Source organism: Psychrobacter sp. Arc29 (genome assembly GCF_041431175.1).
GTDB lineage: Bacteria > Pseudomonadota > Gammaproteobacteria > Pseudomonadales > Moraxellaceae > Psychrobacter.
The window spans coordinates 300,002-317,667 of the sequence record NZ_JASMRR010000001.1 but is presented as its reverse complement, the minus strand read 5'-3'; the positions used below and the strand labels follow the sequence as shown (position 1 = coordinate 317,667).

Genomic DNA, 17,666 nt, shown 5'->3' with positions numbered 1-17,666 from the left:
GCATACATATTAACTGACTTTCAAAGAAACCCATGTTAATATAAGGGGATTTGATATCACTTTAGTATTGCCGTTAATTACCGTGCTCTCCAGATATTCAACCTGTTTTTATCATAAGCTCCTACCTTTGCTCTAAATCTCGCACCTTCTGCTACGTATCTCTCTATTTTTTCATCTAATACCTAGATCATTGCTTTTGCACAAAAAAAAGACAGCTTATCGCTGATTTTTCATTACAATAATGGTTTTATTTCATCTGACTAATAAAGCCCAATCGCTATGACCGCTTCTGATAATACGTCACAACAAAAAAAACCAGACACCGCTTCTTCAAGTTCATCTGATATGACAAAAGAGACATCTGAGAGAAAGATTGATGACGCTTCTGAACCAGAACAGACCACTGAGCAGGAGTATGCAACCGAAAACAGTGAAGAGGATTCACTCTCTGAACCAAAGATCGTCATGACGTCACCAGAGCCTGATGTCGTCATTGCCACGCTAGACGCACCTGATGATGACTCAAATCAATCTGAATTATCCAGCGCAGATGCAGACACAGCCTCCAGCGCATCAGAGACAGCGTCTGAGGCTTTTCATCAAACACAAGAAGATCCAGACACTTCCGAAGCGCCGAACAATCATGTTAGCCAACCTGTCGAACCCATTTCGATCGATCATAGTATCCATGAAAACGACCCTGCCATTGCTGACGTCGATAATCATCTAACCGCAGAGTCTACAACGACAAACAACAGTGGTGAGGATGTGGAGAGTGATGACGACGAGCAACAGTCAGAAGAAGAAAAGATCAAAGATGAAAAAGAGGCCAAGCTGGAATCTTATAAACAGTTTGTGGCTGAGCAGTTTAGTGATCAAAAGATAGATTATCCCGAAGTCCGTGTGACCATTGAGGCCAACGCCCTACCTAGCAAAATGTACTTTGTGATGAACATCCTCTCAGCCATCATTGCCAGTTATGGCTTGGTGACCAATTCGGCAGCAGTGGTTATCGGCGCGATGTTGGTCGCTATGATGCTCGGTCCGATTACGGGTGTCGCCCTAGCAATCATTGACTACCGTATGCCCCTATTGCGTAAATCTTTACTTACTGTGTTAGCAGGCGTGTCTTTGGTTATTTTGGTCGGATTTGTGGTAGGTCTCTTGCATCAAGGACAGCAGCTGACCAATGAGATTTTGTCTCGCACCCAGCCCACGTCTATGGATTTGATGATTGCACTGGCTGGCGGTACGGCTGGTGCGTATGCGATGGTGTCTCCGCACCTGTCCGTCGCCGTTGTTGGGGTTGCCGTAGCTACCGCCTTGGTGCCACCGCTCGCGGCTAGTGGGATTTTATTTGCCAATGGTGAAATACAGATGGGGCTTGGTGCTGCCTTATTGGCACTGACCAATATCATTGCCATTCAGTTTACCAATGCCATGGTACTGTGGTTTTTAGGATTCAGACGTTTGGTCGATGATGATTATAAGTCTGGTACTTATTTAATATTTTTTCGCCGAAATGCGGTCACACTACTGTTACTGGTCGGCTTAGGTATTTACCTTACCCTAAACCTCAATAGCAATGCCAAGCAGCAAACCTTTGAAAACAATGTCAAAGAAGCCATCAATAATCATTTTATTGATCAAGGAAACGTACTGACCAACACTCAGTTTGATAAAAATAATGGGTTTCAGATCATTCGTGCTGTGGTACGCGGTGAGACCAGTCCAAATTCAGAAGACGTACAGCAGATAGAGGATGTAATTACCAAAGACATGGCAGAAAATTTCCCAAAATACTTGCCTATCAAATTGCAATTGCGCTACTTGCCAGTGCAGGTCATTGAGTCCGATCCATTGATAAAAGACAAGCTTGATGAGACCGATGCGGCGATTTTGACCAACTCGCCTTAATTTTTCTCTATGAATCTGCAAACTACGGAGGCACAATCACCTAGCAGTTATAACTCTTGTACCAAGAGCTTGGGCGTTTGTGCTAAAATCGCTTGCAAAATTATTTTATGTCATTTACTCAATTCTATCCGTCAGTAAGGAGCCGCTGTGAGCCAGCCATTTCGCTCAGCCGATATTCGCCAAGCCTTTATCGATTTTTTCATAAGCAAGCAGCACACCCAAGTTTCATCGTCTAGCTTGATTCCACATAATGATCCGACATTGTTATTTACCAATGCCGGTATGAATCAGTTTAAAGAGACTTTTTTGGGCATGGAGCCACGTGACTATACACGTGCTGTGACCTCGCAGAAGTGTGTCCGCGCTGGTGGTAAGCACAATGATTTGGACAATGTCGGCTATACTGCCCGCCATCATACGTTCTTTGAAATGCTGGGTAACTTCTCATTTGGTGATTACTTCAAGCAAGCAGGTATCGAATATATCTGGGAGTTTTTGACGTCAAAAGAGTGGCTCGCGATTGATAAAGATCGTCTCTATGTCACCATTTATGAAACCGATGATGAAGCGTTTGATATTTGGAACAAGACCATCGGTATTCCAAGTGAACGTATTATTCGTATTGGTGACAATAAAGGTGCGCCTTACGCGTCTGATAATTTTTGGACGATGGGTGACACGGGTCCTTGTGGTCCTTGTACCGAAGTCTTTTATGATCATGGTGCTGAGATCGAAGGCGGCTTGCCAGGTACACCTGAAGAAGACGGCGATCGTTATATTGAGATTTGGAACTGCGTATTTATGCAGTTCAATCGTCAAAAAGACGGTACGCTATTGCCACTACCTGCGCCAAGTGTTGATACTGGCATGGGGCTTGAGCGTATTAGTGCCATTATGCAAGGCGTCCATGGTAACTATGAGATCGATTTATTCACTCATTTAATGGATGCGGCAGCTGAAATTTTAGAGATTGACAATGAACAGCAGTCATCACTAAAAGTCATCGCCGATCACATCCGTGCCGTGTCGTTTTTGATTGCTGATGGCGTGACGCCAAGCAATGAAGGTCGTGGTTATGTCCTACGCCGTGTCATTCGCCGTGCCGTACGCCATGGCAACAAGCTTGGCGCGGATAGTGAGTTTTTCTACAAAATGGTTGCCCCGCTCGTGGCTGAAATGGGCAGTGCCTATCCAGAGCTAGTAGAAAAACAAAACGTCATCGAAAACGCGATTCAAAAAGAAGAAGCGCAGTTTGCCAAGACATTGGCGCAAGGTCTGCGTTTGCTTGCCAGCGAACTTGAAGGTTTAAAAGATGGCGATACGCTATCTGGCGAAGCGGCCTTTAAACTCTACGACACCTATGGCTTCCCGATTGATTTGACAGCAGATATCACGCGTGAGCGCGGCATTGCCATTGATGAAGCCGAATTTGATGAGCACATGCAAGCACAACGCGAACGTGCTCGTGATGCGGGTAAGTTTGATGTCGATTACAGCAGCGTCATTCAAGTCGAGACGCCAACGACCTTTATCGGTTATGAGCAGCTCGAAGAAGATGGCGTAACGATTGATGCCCTTTATCAAGACGGCAATCCAGCAGATAGCTTAACGGAAGGTATGGAAGGTGTGGTGGTACTTGATCGTACGCCATTTTACGCGGAAGGCGGTGGTCAAGTGGGTGAGCTTGGTGAAATCCGCACCAAATCAGGTGTCTTTGAAGTACAAGATACCAAAAAATCTGGTCAAGCCATCATTCATTATGGTGTGGTGACCATGGGTGATATCAAACCCAAGCAAACGGCGGATGCCCACGTACTCTCAAGCATTCGTGCAGCCAGTGCCAAAAACCACTCTGCCACTCACCTATTACATGCAGCGCTAAGAGAAGTGCTGGGCGATACCGTCACGCAAAAAGGCTCATTGGTCTCAAGCGACGTACTACGTTTTGACTTTGCTTATGATAAGCCTGTCAGTGCTGCCGAAATTTCGCGCGTCGAACGCTTGGTCAATGAGCAAATCCAAGCCAACACCCCTGCTCGTATCGAGCACATGTCGATTGATGAGGCCATGAATCAAGGCGCAATGGCGTTATTTGGTGAAAAGTACGGCAGTGATGTTCGTGTACTCACCATGGGTACAGACAGTGTCGTTGATGGTCAGCGTAAGCCTTTTTCTATCGAGCTATGTGGTGGCTTACATGTCGAGCGCACTGGCGATATCGGTATGCTAAAAATCACCAGTGAGTCAGGTATCGCTGCTGGTATTCGCCGTATTGAAGCCGTCACGGGTATGAATGCGGTCAAAAACATTCAGCAAAGCGAGCAACAACTGAGTGAGTTGGCAAGCCAGCTAAAGGTCAAACGTCCTGAAGTTGCCCAACGTGTACGCACCATGGCAGATAAGCAACGTGAGCTTGAAAAACAGCTAGAGCGCTTAGAGCAAAAAATCGCCAGTGCCCAAGCTGCCAACCTGCTTGATGACGTGCAGACTATTGCAGGTACGCCCGTCCTTATCAGCACCTTGAGCGGTATCGATGGTAAATCCATCCGTACGCTAATGGATGACATCAAATCAAAACTGCCTGATAGTGTGATCATATTGATTGGTGATAAAGATGACCAATTAGCTCTCGCAGCGAGCGTCGCTAAATCTGTTACTGCTAAAATCAAAGCGGGTGATATCATTCGTCATTTAGCAGGCGAGCTTGGTGGTAAAGGTGGCGGTAAACCTGACTACGCACAGGGCGGCGCACCAAAGTCTGGCAACAGTCCTGCCGTAATCAATGCCCTACCTTCTTGGATTGAAACCCAGCTTAGCTAGTCATAAAAGGCCTAGTAACTCAGAGCCTTACTCTGGTTTACTTGGCATGGGATATGCGATTGGTTATAGCAACTATAACCAATCGCCATATATCTAAGCGGTACTGATACTTAAAGTTATGCTGTAGATATGGTATAAAGGTCAACGTTTGACAATATTGCTCATGTATTACCGTTGATGCAGTACCACTAAACGAATGACACATATAGTGCATAACTCTTATAATCTGGCTTTATCTATACACGCATTGACGAGTATCACATTGACACTTATCAGTGATAATAAAAGGTCATTAATGAATAACAGGTAGATTTTTATGGCGTTAATAGTACAGAAATACGGCGGCACCTCGATGGGCAGTATCGACCGCATCAAAAACGTCGCCAAACGAGTCAAACGTTGGCATGATAATGGTCATCAAGTCGTGGTTGTGGTCTCAGCCATGAGTGGTGAAACCAACCGTTTGATTGATCTAGCACGCCAAATCAGTAACAACCCTGACCCACGTGAGTACGACCAGATGGTCTCAACCGGTGAGCAGGTCTCTATCTCACTACTCGCGATGGCGATTAAAGAGCTTGGTATTGGTGCGCGTTCAATGACTGGTCGTCAAGTCGCGATTAAAACCGATAACGCCCATAATAAGGCCCGTATCGAAAGCATCGATGATAAAAACATACGCGAGCAGCTAGATGCTGGCAATATCGTCATTGTGGCAGGCTTTCAAGGTATTGATGAAGAAGGCAATGCAACCACATTGGGACGCGGCGGCTCTGATACGACAGGCGTTGCGATTGCGGCGGCTTTGGGTGCTGATGAATGTCAAATTTATACTGACGTTGATGGCGTTTATACCACTGACCCTCGTGTCACCTCAAAAGCCAAAAAGCTTGAAAAAATTACCTTTGAAGAAATGCTTGAGATGGCAAGTCTTGGTTCCAAAATCCTACAGATTCGCTCAGTAGAATTCGCTGGCAAATACGGCGTGCCACTGCGCGTCTTATCTAGCTTTGATGAAAACACTGACGGTAGCTTTGACCAAGAGTTTCAAAACAACGTGGGCACCCTAATTACGATAGACGAAGGAGACAATATGGAACAGGCAATCATCTCAGGTATCGCATTCAACCGAGACGAAGCAAAAATCTTAGTACGCGGTGTACCTGACCATCCTGGTATCGCCTCTGCTATCTTAAGCCCAATTGGCCGCGCCAATATCGAAATCGATATGATTGTCCAAAACCTCTCGGACAACGGGACCACTGACTTTACGTTCACAGTTAACCGCACTGACTTGGACAAGACTCTAAAAGTGCTTAATGAAGAAGTCAAAGACGAGATTGGAGCCAAAGAGATTTCAGGCAACAGCGAAGTGGTCAAAGTCTCACTAGTTGGTGTTGGTATGCGCTCACACGCAGGGGTTGCGAGCCTCATGTTCCAAACACTGGCTGAGAACAATATCAATATCCAAATGATATCGACCAGCGAAATCAAAGTGTCTGTTTTGATTCAAGATCAGCACTTAGAAAAAGCCGTCAAATCATTGCATACTGCCTTTGGTCTTGACCGTGAAGACGGTGAGAGCAAAATCGCTGGGCTATAAGGCCAAAAAACTGCTAAAATACAGCTTTAGCATTGATGGTTATCTACTAGCCGCTATGAATGACTCTACATCGTATGTAAATAAATAGCGTTTAAATAAATAGCCTCCAAATAAAAACATTACTTAAATAAAATAGGATCTTTTTAGGTCCTATTTTTATTTTTTAGCATAGTTGAAATGAGCATTTACCTAATAGTTTTGTGAAAAAACCGTGACAGTATCTGTTATGCCACCTATAATGGGGCTTTCATTTGGGCTAAATGAATCTACCTATCATTGCCGCTATTGGCACAACGTCAAGCATCGTAATAATTGATACATGACATGTTTAGTGCTGCGGTGATGTTCTGCAATTGAGAAGTAATCTGATGAGTAATAATTTGTTGATGCGACATAAGGAGTGTGACGCATGTTAATTTTGACACGCCGCGTGGGCGAAACGCTAATGATTGGCGATGAAGTCAGTGTGACGGTTTTGGGCGTCAAAGGCAATCAAGTACGTATCGGTGTGAATGCACCTAAAGATATTGCCGTACACCGCGAAGAGATTTATCAACGTATTCAGCATGAGCGCTCTGTACAGTCGCAAATGCAACATCTTGAGCAAGGCAACTTTTCGCCTTCGTTCGATGACGAAGACTACTTCAATCGCTAATCTATAATACTTAATGCTCAACGACTAATGAGCATACATAAGCATTATATTTTTTATTTTTTAAACTGCTCTGAGGTCATTTATTTATGAGTATCCGCCAATCAGATGTATCGGCATTACTTAATGGTTTGAATAAAAAAGCCATTGGATTCAATGATGTCATCAGCTTTATCGATGATTTTTATCGCTATTCGCCTGCCCCATTTGTGAATGGAATGGTACATAATGCCGCTGGAGAAAACGAAGGCAGTGCAAAGATTTTTGGATTTGCTAAGCATCACGGTCTAAACCAATTGGATACGCTAAAACTATTCGGCGAACATTATGCCAAAGTTCAAGCAACGCCTAACGGTACCGACCATGCTAATATTCGCAACTTTTTGCATTGGGGATGGAAAGGATTTTTGATGCAAAAAAATCCGCTAACGGTTCGTCCTAGTGTCGACACGACTGCAATTTAAATATGTGTAGTGATTGAATGATTAATAAAGTAAAAAAAGCCACGCTCATTAGCGTGGCTTTTTTATTGACTGTTTATAGATTTATTTATTACGAAATTTCACAGGTTGTACCGCCCCTTTCGGGTTCGGCATATTAGGATAATGATGCTCGTGCTCGACGTCACATTCAGCACCAACCACTGAACCGTCGTCTTTCACTGGTTTGTGGATGTAGCCCGTACGCTCGGCAGGTGGTAGATGCTCGTGCTCCCATACCATCACTGCTTGCATGCAGGTTTCTCGCTGCTCAGCGGTAATTTTACGACCATCAGGCCATTTACCTAGCTCAATTGCCATGCGGAATTTATCAACCACTTCCGGTGTTAGACTGGCTAGTATTGTTTGTTTATCCATCTTGCCTACTCCCCACTACTATTTTTGCATCATATTTTTTGATGACTATTGGACGATTTGAAGACATGCCCTAATAGATACGCTCATTCATCATCTATAATATCATCATCGACATCCAGACTGAATTCTTCGGCATGTACGTTCCAGTGCAGCTTGGTACGACAGGCTTCATAAAAGTCAAACCCAGGCGGATGCAGTAAAGTGAGCTTATCAGGATGCTTACGAATATATAGGCGCTGTTCTTGCTCAAGCGGTACGCTTGGTTTGCCATCTGCGCTGACCATCGGCTGCGTGCGATTGTCTTCGTGAATACGAATACAAACCTCACTATTACCACTGACCACAATCGGACGACTAGAGAGCGTATGCGGATGCATGGGCACCAGACAGATGGCATCCATACTTGGATGAATGATGGGGCCACCACCGGACAAGGCATAAGCGGTTGAACCTGTGGGTGTCGCTGCTATCAAGCCATCACTATGTTGTCTATAAACATCATGTCCGTCAATCTTCATCTGAAAATCGATCATATGTACAGATTTACCAGCGTGCAGTACGATGTCGTTGAGCGCCATGTCTTCATGAATGATTTTACGCCCTTCTCGTATCTCCATCGTCAATAAAAATCGATGATCCAGCTGATAATCGCCCATCAATACTTGACGTAGCTTAAATGCTGCTTCGTCAGGTTTGACATCTGCCAAAAACCCGAGGCGACCACGGTTAACCCCTAATACCGGGACACGGTAGCGTGCCAATGCTTCAGCAGCATGCAATATCGACCCATCACCACCAACAACGATGACCAAATCGCAAATCTCACCAATCAAGCCACGTTTAACGATTTTGACTCTTTCTACTTCTGTGAGGTTAAGCGTTGGTAAGTTGGCAGTCTGTACATCCATGATCAACGTCAAATTCATATCGTTGATGGTTTGGGCAATCTGCACTAGGCTTTGCGTGACGCTGCGTTTACCAGCACGGCCCATCAAGCCAATACGCCTAAAAGCAGGATTTTTGATAGCGTGGAACAGCTCTGACTCGTGTAAGTGTGGCAATCTTGCTGACTGCGCTGAGTTTTCCATAAAACGACTCGGCATAACGGTGAAGTACAGGGCAATAATAGCGATAAATGCGCGCTTAGACTAGCATGTTTATGAATTATCGTTGTTAACTGTCGTAACTGGCCCCATATAAAACATATCAGATGCTTTGCTCATACTTGCTTGTCTGCTTAGGTTTTGATACTACTAGGTTGAGCTGTAACGGCTGTCACGCAAACACAGTTGACAATAACGGCGGTTTTGCTAAAGTAGCAGCATCTCTATTTTTATATTTTATTATTAAGGACTTATGTATGGCCAATCCTATTGTCAGTCGCGCAGAACTTGCGATCGGCGGTAATCCAATGACGGTCAAAGGCGTTATTCAAAAGACCAGCCTGTTACTTGGTTTATCAGCTATTACTGGTGTGGGCTTTTTCTTTTATGCGCTTATGGCAGGTTTATCGCAAGGTTTTATTACCATGGCAGCCTTCGGTAGCATGATTGCTGCGTTTGTTCTCGCTCTTTTTATCACCTTTAAGCCACAAAAAGCAAAGACGTTGGCGGTGCCTTACGCATTGCTAGAAGGTATCTTTTTGGGTGGTATCTCATTATTCTTTATGAGAATGTATCCAACCGTACCGGTCACTGCAATGTGTGCGACCTTCGTCACAGCAGCAGTCATGCTAGGACTGTATCGCTCAGGTTTGGTTAAGGTCACTGAAAAGTTCCGCTCTATCGTGACCTCAGCCGTGATTGCGATCATGCTTGTTTATGTAGCACAGTGGGTATTGTCTCTAGCATTTGGCTCAACCTTGCCATTCTTGTTCGAAGGTGGTGCTATCGCTATTGGCTTTAGCTTATTTGTGATTGTTATCGCTTCTTTTACGCTGTTGTTGGATTTTGACAATATTGATCGCGGCGTGGCGATGGGTATCTCTGAAGACTACGAATGGTTGTTCAGCATTGGTATTCTTGCCACTCTAGTCTGGATGTACATTGAGTTCATGCGTCTATTGAGCTACCTTCAAGACTAATTGAACAAACTGTCTAATAGAAATTTAGTACAGAAAAAACCGCCTTAGCTATTCATAGTTGCAGGCGGTTTTTTTATGGGCAGGTTTTACAGTCTTTCTTAACTAAGCGCGTTTTAGGCGTAGCGCATTTAACACGACAAACAATGAGCTAAGTGACATCCCAATTGCAGCAAGCCATGGTGGTACATAACCTAAAGCCGCTGGTATCAGAACAATACTATTGTAAGCAAGCGCCCAGCGGAAGTTTTGCTTGATAATACGTTCGGTTTTATCAGAGATACGTTTGGCAGCAGTGATAGCCTCTATTTGTCCATTTAAGATAATACTGTCGCTAGATACTTGTGCCAAATCTGCAGCACCGGCAATCGAGGTGGATACATCAGCCGCTGCTAGCACTGGTGCATCATTGATGCCATCACCCACCATCAGTACGACAGCGCCTTTAGCTTGCAACTGCTGAATATGATTGACTTTATCAGTCGGTGATAGACCATTATAAGCTGACTGTATCCCTAAATTCTCAGCCATCACGAGCGCTTGCGGGCTTGGGTCACCCGTCAACATCACAGACTCGATACCTAGCCCTTTGAGCGTATCGAGCATCGATTGGGTACTATCACGTACCTTGTCATTAAAATAAAAGCACGCCAGCGCCTGCCAGTCATTTGTATCAGATTTCTGGCTCGATAAGACAACCGCTGAGCTGGCACGCTGCGCTACTAAGTCAATGGTCAAATCATTGTTTTTATCGATACTATTTATATCATTGTCTAATGCGAAATTCTTATGACCGATACGATATATAACACCGTCAATCATGGCTTCTACCCCGCCTGCAGGATAGTGCTGCATGGCACTCGTCGGTGGTAGATGTAACTGATAGGCAGCGGTAAGCAGCGCGTGTGCAATGGGATGACGACTCCCTACTTCTAAGGCAGCTGCGATTGCCAATAGCGTGTCTTTTTGTGCTGTTGATGGTGAGGTAGCAGAATCAGTCTGGTTTACTGGCTCGATTATCTCAATATTTAATAAATTTGGTTTGCCATAGGTCAGCGTACCTGTCTTATCAAAAGCGACATGCGTGATTTCAGCCAATGTTTGCAGCGTATGCCCGCGCGTCGTCAAAAAACCATAGCTGGCTAAACGGTTCGTCGAGACGGTCAAGGCAATTGGCGTCGCCAATGACAAGGCGCAAGGACAAGTAGCGACCAATACTGCCACCGTTGCCCAAATAGCTTGACTTGGGTCAACGATATACCAACCTAAAAATACTAAAACTGACAGCACTAAGATACGGGCGACAAACCAACGTGCCAGCTTATCTGCTTGCTGCGCCAGTTTGGGTTTTTCGCTCATGGCGCGGTTCATCAGCCTATCAATCAGCCCTATTTGACTGTCTTTTGGTAGCGCTGTCACCAACATCTCAAACGGCTGGCTGTCGTTTTGCGCACCGCCAACAATATAATCGCCTTGGGACTTGATGATTAAATCACCTTCGCCCGTCAGTAGACTTTGCGAGACGGTTGCAGTGGGACTTAACAAAATACCGTCACTGATAATCTCAGAACCCGCTTCAACCAAAATAATGTCACCCACTTGCAAGCTATGAGCCGTCACCATCTGCTTTGATACCACATCACCTTCTAATTGTGCTGTCACATTCTGTTGGTTACGTGACTGCTGCCAATCTTGAGCGATACGCGATGTGAGCTGATGGACATTGACATCAATACCCTTCATAAACTTAGGCATCATTTCTGCCGTCGCATCTGATACCTTTTGAGTCTCAACTTCGATGGCTTCACTTTTTTGAGACTCATTGTCTCTGATCTGCTGCAAAATACGCGCTGCCGCTGCTTCGTCTTGGGCAACTTTTTGTACCAATACTGGCTCTACTACGACCAGATCATTAGCCATGGTCGCGGCTTTTAGACGGGCATTGTGCTCGATATAGCGTCCTGCCAGCAAAAAGAAAATAAACATGCTGACGGAGTCATAGTATGTCTCCCCTTGTCCAGTGATGGTGGCGTATAGACTGGCAAAGAAGGTAATAATCAAGGCAAGGCTAACAGGCACATCCATATTGACCTGGCGCGCACGAATCGCTGACCATGCGGATGTGAAAAAAGGAATACCAGCATAGAAGAAAACAGGCGTACTAACGAATAAAGACACCCAACGCAAAAAATCACGCTGGAATATCAACATGTCGCTATATTCACCAAAATAAAGCGCAACGGCATACATCATTGCCTGCATCGAACCGAGTGCCGCGATACCGAGACGCAGTAACATTTGATTGTTATGACGCGCCAGCATGGCTTCGTGGGTATCTTGCCGATAAGGCTTGGCTTCGTAGCCAATCTCATTGATGACCGCTAAAATACGACTGATCGGTAATTTGTCTTCATTCCAAATCACTCGCATACGCTGGTTGGTCAAATTCACCTGACATTTACTAATGCCCTCTAGCTCATCAAGACGCGACTCAATCAGCCATGTACAGGCCGCACAGCGTAAATTATTAACAGACAGCTCCGCCACCGACAGACCGTCTTGCGCATACACGAACTGCGACTTTATCTCGTCATGATCATAGACTTCGAGACGCGTCAGCTGGGTCGGTAAGCTTGCTGTACGATTAATCTCCGAACGGTCAAGATAATACTGCTCGAGCCCAGCTTCTACAATGCTCTGAGCTGCTAACTGACAGCCCATACAACACATCTCACGTGACTTGCCTAGTATCTCAGTATAAAACGGCGGCTGAGGCACTGGATCACCGCAATGAAAGCAGTGGTCAGCAAGGGGTAGCACCAAGCCGTCAGTAATAGAGTTGTCTTCATAAGAATGATTGGTAGCAGATGATACTGATGATGGAATACTAGACATAATCGGACGTACTTCCTTTGGATAGGCTTGTTTAAAGGGTTCTCACTCTAAGCAAGGTTTCTATCATTGACTGTACTTAAGGTTTTTCAAAATAGTTAGCAGCAACGACGGATTCATACAAAATACATCGTGACAGTGATCATAGATTGTTATCTTATATGGCGTTTATTAACCCAATTGAAAGATGTTGATACTTGATTATAAGTATCAGTATTTTGATAGAGATTATACTACAAGCAATCACCCTAGGCAGTACCATTGCTTATGGTCTAATACCAATGAATGCGCTCGTTAACGATGATAGATTGAAAAATTTGTCAATTTGCGTCATTATGAGGCAGTTTTTTATCCAAAAATGGTGCGACATCCGTGCAAAAATCCAATTTTAAGTTACCAAGTACCAAGCTATCACCATCATCTAAGCCTGCTATGAATGCCTTACCTTCACAGCAGCGCGGCTTGGTATTTAGTAGTCTTCTCTTAATTATCATCATCGCTGGCATGGTGCTATTTGCACTGTATTTGGTCAAGCTTGATCGCACCATTACCCATAAGTTCGAAGGCAAGCGCTGGGATATTCCAGCTAAAGTGTACTCACAGCCGCTTGAGCTATATCAGGGTGCCAATATCGATAGAGATACGATGAAAACATGGCTAGAGTTACTTAATTATCAAAGCAACAAGTCTTATGATCGTACTGGCACTTATCATAGATCGGGTAATACTTATTTTATCCATACACGCGGCTTTACCTATAGCTCGAGCGATATAGATGCTGAGCAAGTCATCAAAATGACCATTGCTGGTAATAAAGTTGACTCTATTCAAAGCACTTTACCTGCCAAAAGCGGCATCATTCGTCTAGAGCCAGTGAGTATCGGTGGTATCTATCCAGACAGTAACGAAGATCGAATGGTTGTGTCTTTAGATGACGTGCCTCAGCCACTGATTGATGCCTTGATTGCCACCGAGGATCGCGCGTTTTATGAGCATAAAGGCGTCTCGATACGCGGTATCGCTCGTGCCGTTTTCAATAACTTCTCTGGCGGCGCTAGACAAGGTGGCTCGACCATCACCCAGCAGCTGATCAAAAACTTTTACCTCAACTCAGATCGCACCCTCAAACGCAAAGCCAATGAGGCGTTGATGGCGGTACTGCTTGAGCTGCATTATAGTAAAGATGAAATTTTACAGACCTATCTGAACGAAATTTATTTGGGTCAAAACGGCAATCGCTCTATCAATGGTTTTGGTTTGGCCTCACAGTTCTATTTTGATAAACCACTTAACGAGCTGCGTATAGATCAGCAAGCCATGCTAGTTGGTATGGCAAAAGGCCCAAGTATTTACAACCCACGTCGTAATCCAAATGATTCAAAAGCTCGTCGTGACGTGGTGCTTGGTAACATGCTCGCAATGGGCACGCTAAGTCAAGAAGACTATGACAAAGCCCTAAAACAGCCGCTCGGTATCGTGGACAAGCCTGCTGAGGGCAAGAGCCAGTTCCCTGACTTTTTGGACATCGTCAAACGTGAGCTCAATGATGTCTATTACTCTGATGATCTCAAAAATGAAGGTCTAATCATCATTAGTACCCTAGACCCTATTGCTCAGTTGGCAGCAGACAAGGCGGTTGATAGAAAACTTGGCGAACTACGCCGCAGCGGCAGCAAAACCAAAGATTTACAAGGCGCGCTCGTCAGTGCCAACCCTGAAACTGGCGAGTTGGTGTCTGTCGTCGGTAGTGGCAGTGAGTTCACAGGCTTTAACCGCGCTGTCGATGCCAAGCGTCAAGTTGGCTCTCTATTGAAGCCAATCATTTATATGACCGCGCTTGAAAGTGGTCGTTATAACTTAGCAAGTTCGGTGGATGACTCACCTATCACAGTCAATCTGAATGATGGTACCGATTGGAGTCCTAAAAACTATGATAACCGTGATCATGGCTATGTACCACTGACCACAGGACTGTCGCAATCCTATAACCAAGCGGCGGTACGCTTAGGTATGGAATTTGGGGTTGATACTTTTGCCAAACAGCTAAAACGCATGGGCGTTAAAGAAGAAATACCACCATACCCATCGGCATTATTAGGGTCTGTCAATCTGAGCCCTATGGACATGTTAGGTATTTACCAAGTCTTTGCGACTGGCGGTTTCCGCACGCCTATTCATAGTATTCGCACGGTTATTGATGATCGCGGCCGTATTTTGCAGCGTACTGGACTCAATACTCAGCGTAGTATTCCACCTGAGACCAACTTTTTGACCAACTACGCGCTACAACAAGTGGTGTCAAACGGTACCGCTAGACGTGCTCAATCACTTGGAAGCAATCTGAATCTCGCCGGCAAAACTGGTACTACCAATGATTACCGTGATGCTTGGTTTGCAGGCTACAGTGGTAACTACGTTAGTGTTGTTTGGGTTGGTCGTGATGACAACAAGCCCATTGGCTTGAGTGGTGGTACTGGTGCTCTACCGGTTTGGGTCGATTATATGAAACGCCTCAAACTCACTCCGGTGGCGCTACCAGAGCCAGAAGGTATAGAATGGTTGTGGCTCGAGAACAACTCAGGCAAGCTGTCTAACGAACGTTGTGCCAATGCTCGCTACTTACCTGTCATGTCAGCACATTTACCAGAGGAAGCCAGTAGCTGCGCGCTTAACTTATATCAACAAGACCGTGCTCGCGAGCAATCGCAATTCCAAAATCAGCAGAGTGCAATCAATGAGCAACGTCGTCGCGAAGGTTTAGATATCCCAAATGGTGAAGCGGTTGATGCTGGTGATTCAGAAGACAGTAATGGACAAAATAATGAAGGTCAAAACCGCGCTGATACGTGGTATGACCGTGCTATTGAATGGTTTTAACATTGTTTTTAATATGTAGCGTCTGATATTTAAAAAAGGTCTCAACATGGTCTCATTTCTACAGCAATCTGCCTCTGTGACACAAACATTGTCTTGGTGGCAGAAAAAATTTGCGTCAGTGAATACTCTAGTTGTAGGTGGCATCGTTTGCAGCATGCTAAGCCTCAGCGCATGCCAGACTGCGCCAGATAGCTCAGCTGCAATGAAAACAACACCTATTCAAACAATCCCATCATCACAGCCGCCAGTGACATCGACCACCACTGTGACTCAGGCACCCATTGTTGAAGCAGATGATGAGAACGAATACCCAATTAAACCTTATACTCCACCCGAACAGCTCGAGTCACCGAACCCACTGACCCAAGAAACGCCTGTATTTGAGCAACCTACTCCAGTGGCAACAGAGCCTGATCTGGGCATCGCCATACCATCGCGCAATGACTATATCATCTCTGAGCCGTCAGTACCGTCACACAATGACTTACTGGAACAGGCAAGGAAAAACTCGCAGCAACGCTCTCAACAATCGGCAAGTAATAACAGTAACTTGCCTGCATTTCGTAACTTGATGCAGGTGGGCGTTAATCAACTGAAATCAGGACAATTAACGAATGCTGAAAACAGCTTTACCCGTGCACAGCGCTTGGCACCCAAATCGTCTGCCGTATATTTTTATCTGGCGCAAGTGGCATTGAAAAAAAACCAACCTCGTAAGGCAGAAGCGATGGCACGTCGTGGCCTTAGCGTTTCTCAAGATGCCAGTCGCAGACGAGCGCTGTGGCAAATCATTTTACAATCAGGGCAAGCTCAAGGTAACTCACGCGTCGTTAGTGAAGCAAGACGAGCTTTACGCTAATAATCGCTCACTACAGTTATCACTTATTCAAAACATACATTTATTTTTATTTTAGCTTAGGGTTATCGTTATGGCATGGCAACAACTGCATTTACAATGTGAAAAATCAAACGTCGATTTAGCTGAAGCGCTTTTATTAGAAGCTGGCGCACTATCTATTGCCTTAGATGATGCAGGTGATCAGCCTTTGTTTGAACCACTTCCCGGTGAGTCACCGCTATGGGATGAAGTCATACTGACAGGGCTATTTGATGCCACCACTGATGCTGGTAGCCGTCAGGCTGTTGAGCAGCTCAGTCACGAAATCGCCGCACAAGTACAGGCTACTCGTATTTGGCTAACGGCTGTTGATGACAAGGATTGGGAGCGTGAATGGATGAGTAATTACCATCCTATCGAATGCGCTAATGACTTATGGATTGTGCCAGACTGGCTCACACCGCCCAATCCAGAGGCGACCAATATCATTATGGATCCAGGCTTAGCTTTCGGTACTGGCTATCATGCCACGACTCGTCTTTGTCTTGACTGGTTAACAGAGCAAGACCTGACAGATAAAGTAGTCATCGACTATGGCTGCGGCTCAGGTATTTTGGGTATCGCTGCCCTATTATTGGGTGCACGCCAAGTGTATGCAGTCGATATCGATCCACAAGCTGTACTTGCAACCAATCAAAATGCGGTACGCAATCATGTTGGTGATCATCTACAAGCGTTCTTACCCGAAGAGTTCACAGACTACTGCTCACAAAACGATGTTTTACCTGTAGAAGTGATTGTCGCCAATATTTTAGCCAAACCCTTAATTGGCTTAGCACCTTACTTTTCGACATTGATTGCATCGAAAGGTCGCATCGTATTGGCAGGTCTAATCGAGTCTCAGACTGAACAAGTCATGGAAGCTTATCAACCCTATTTTGCACTCGATCCAAAGCATGCCTTTACCGCGCAAGAGGACCAGCATTGGCAGCGTTTATCTGGTACATTTACTAGCTAGCAACATTTAATTACATCTGTTACGATAGAGGGCAGTCAAACGTGACATGTTTGACGCCACTCTGTCGTTGCTCATGATTTATAGAATTTCAAAAAGCATGGTAGCTGTTGGT

The 17,666-nt window shown here is 45.1% G+C and carries 11 protein-coding genes and 1 pseudogene; 9 read left to right on the top strand and 3 right to left on the bottom strand.

The annotated features are described in order from the left end of the window. The first annotated feature begins 279 nt into the window (after positions 1 to 279). The 5 genes and pseudogenes from QO189_RS01405 (at position 280) to QO189_RS01385 (ending at position 7,456) form a co-directional block, all read left to right on the top strand. Entirely contained in the window at positions 280 to 1,917 is a 1,638-nt protein-coding gene (locus QO189_RS01405) for a DUF389 domain-containing protein (RefSeq protein WP_371531204.1), read from the top strand. Between the two features lie 147 nt (positions 1,918 to 2,064). After that, positions 2,065 to 4,737 carry an alanine--tRNA ligase gene (alaS, locus tag QO189_RS01400; protein WP_371531203.1) on the top strand — a complete coding sequence of 891 codons (2,673 nt, stop codon included), beginning with the start codon at positions 2,065 to 2,067 and terminating at the stop codon, positions 4,735 to 4,737. A 316-nt stretch (positions 4,738 to 5,053) separates the two neighbouring features. Further along, positions 5,054 to 6,340 carry an aspartate kinase gene (locus QO189_RS01395; RefSeq protein WP_058024167.1) on the top strand — a complete coding sequence of 429 codons (1,287 nt, stop codon included), beginning with the start codon at positions 5,054 to 5,056 and terminating at the stop codon, positions 6,338 to 6,340. Positions 6,341 to 6,749: 409 nt separating this feature from the next. Beyond that, positions 6,750 to 6,917: pseudogene (gene csrA / locus QO189_RS01390) on the top strand (carbon storage regulator CsrA); the annotation flags it as partial. A 164-nt stretch (positions 6,918 to 7,081) separates the two neighbouring features. After that, positions 7,082 to 7,456, top strand: a complete 375-nt coding sequence (locus QO189_RS01385; RefSeq protein WP_201599830.1) for a HopJ type III effector protein — start codon at positions 7,082 to 7,084, stop codon at positions 7,454 to 7,456. A gap of 81 nt (positions 7,457 to 7,537) precedes the next feature. On the opposite strand, the gene QO189_RS01380 is transcribed toward QO189_RS01385, so the two are convergent. Both QO189_RS01380 and QO189_RS01375 read right to left on the bottom strand, forming a co-directional pair. Beyond that, positions 7,538 to 7,849, bottom strand: coding sequence for a YeaC family protein (locus tag QO189_RS01380; RefSeq protein WP_201599824.1), 312 nt, complete (start codon positions 7,847 to 7,849; stop codon positions 7,538 to 7,540). Between the two features lie 83 nt (positions 7,850 to 7,932). Then, a complete protein-coding gene (locus QO189_RS01375) occupies positions 7,933 to 8,937 on the bottom strand; it encodes an NAD(+) kinase (protein ID WP_238037334.1) in 1,005 nt (334 codons plus the stop codon). Positions 8,938 to 9,209: 272 nt separating this feature from the next. Between QO189_RS01375 and QO189_RS01370 the strand changes: the two genes are divergently transcribed. After that, positions 9,210 to 9,932 carry a Bax inhibitor-1/YccA family protein gene (locus QO189_RS01370; protein ID WP_058024171.1) on the top strand — a complete coding sequence of 241 codons (723 nt, stop codon included), beginning with the start codon at positions 9,210 to 9,212 and terminating at the stop codon, positions 9,930 to 9,932. A gap of 102 nt (positions 9,933 to 10,034) precedes the next feature. Here the strand turns inward: QO189_RS01370 and QO189_RS01365 are convergent, their stop codons facing one another. Beyond that, positions 10,035 to 12,824 carry a heavy metal translocating P-type ATPase gene (locus tag QO189_RS01365; RefSeq protein WP_371531202.1) on the bottom strand — a complete coding sequence of 930 codons (2,790 nt, stop codon included), beginning with the start codon at positions 12,822 to 12,824 and terminating at the stop codon, positions 10,035 to 10,037. Between the two features lie 369 nt (positions 12,825 to 13,193). Here QO189_RS01365 and mrcB point away from each other — a divergent pair, with 369 nt between their 5' ends. The 3 genes from mrcB (at position 13,194) to prmA (ending at position 17,554) form a co-directional block, all read left to right on the top strand. Continuing rightward, entirely contained in the window at positions 13,194 to 15,698 is a 2,505-nt protein-coding gene (mrcB, locus tag QO189_RS01360; RefSeq protein WP_371531201.1) for a penicillin-binding protein 1B, read from the top strand. Between the two features lie 46 nt (positions 15,699 to 15,744). Next, positions 15,745 to 16,557, top strand: coding sequence for a tetratricopeptide repeat protein (locus tag QO189_RS01355; RefSeq protein ID WP_371531200.1), 813 nt, complete (start codon positions 15,745 to 15,747; stop codon positions 16,555 to 16,557). A 70-nt stretch (positions 16,558 to 16,627) separates the two neighbouring features. Beyond that, positions 16,628 to 17,554, top strand: a complete 927-nt coding sequence (gene prmA, locus QO189_RS01350; protein ID WP_371531199.1) for a 50S ribosomal protein L11 methyltransferase — start codon at positions 16,628 to 16,630, stop codon at positions 17,552 to 17,554. Positions 17,555 to 17,666 lie beyond the last annotated feature (112 nt).

Bases quoted from the DNA above. Each gene is read 5' to 3' on its own strand.
- QO189_RS01405 (WP_371531204.1), top strand. From the start codon at position 280: ATGACCGCTTCTGATAATACGTCACAACAAAAAAAACCAGACACCGCT.
- QO189_RS01395 (WP_058024167.1), top strand. From the start codon at position 5,054: ATGGCGTTAATAGTACAGAAATACGGCGGCACCTCGATGGGCAGTATC.
- QO189_RS01385 (WP_201599830.1), top strand. From the start codon at position 7,082: ATGAGTATCCGCCAATCAGATGTATCGGCATTACTTAATGGTTTGAAT.
- QO189_RS01380 (WP_201599824.1), bottom strand. From the start codon at position 7,849: ATGGATAAACAAACAATACTAGCCAGTCTAACACCGGAAGTGGTTGAT.
- QO189_RS01375 (WP_238037334.1), bottom strand. From the start codon at position 8,937: ATGGAAAACTCAGCGCAGTCAGCAAGATTGCCACACTTACACGAGTCA.
- QO189_RS01370 (WP_058024171.1), top strand. From the start codon at position 9,210: ATGGCCAATCCTATTGTCAGTCGCGCAGAACTTGCGATCGGCGGTAAT.
- QO189_RS01365 (WP_371531202.1), bottom strand. From the start codon at position 12,824: ATGTCTAGTATTCCATCATCAGTATCATCTGCTACCAATCATTCTTAT.
- QO189_RS01355 (WP_371531200.1), top strand. From the start codon at position 15,745: ATGGTCTCATTTCTACAGCAATCTGCCTCTGTGACACAAACATTGTCT.
- prmA (WP_371531199.1), top strand. From the start codon at position 16,628: ATGGCATGGCAACAACTGCATTTACAATGTGAAAAATCAAACGTCGAT.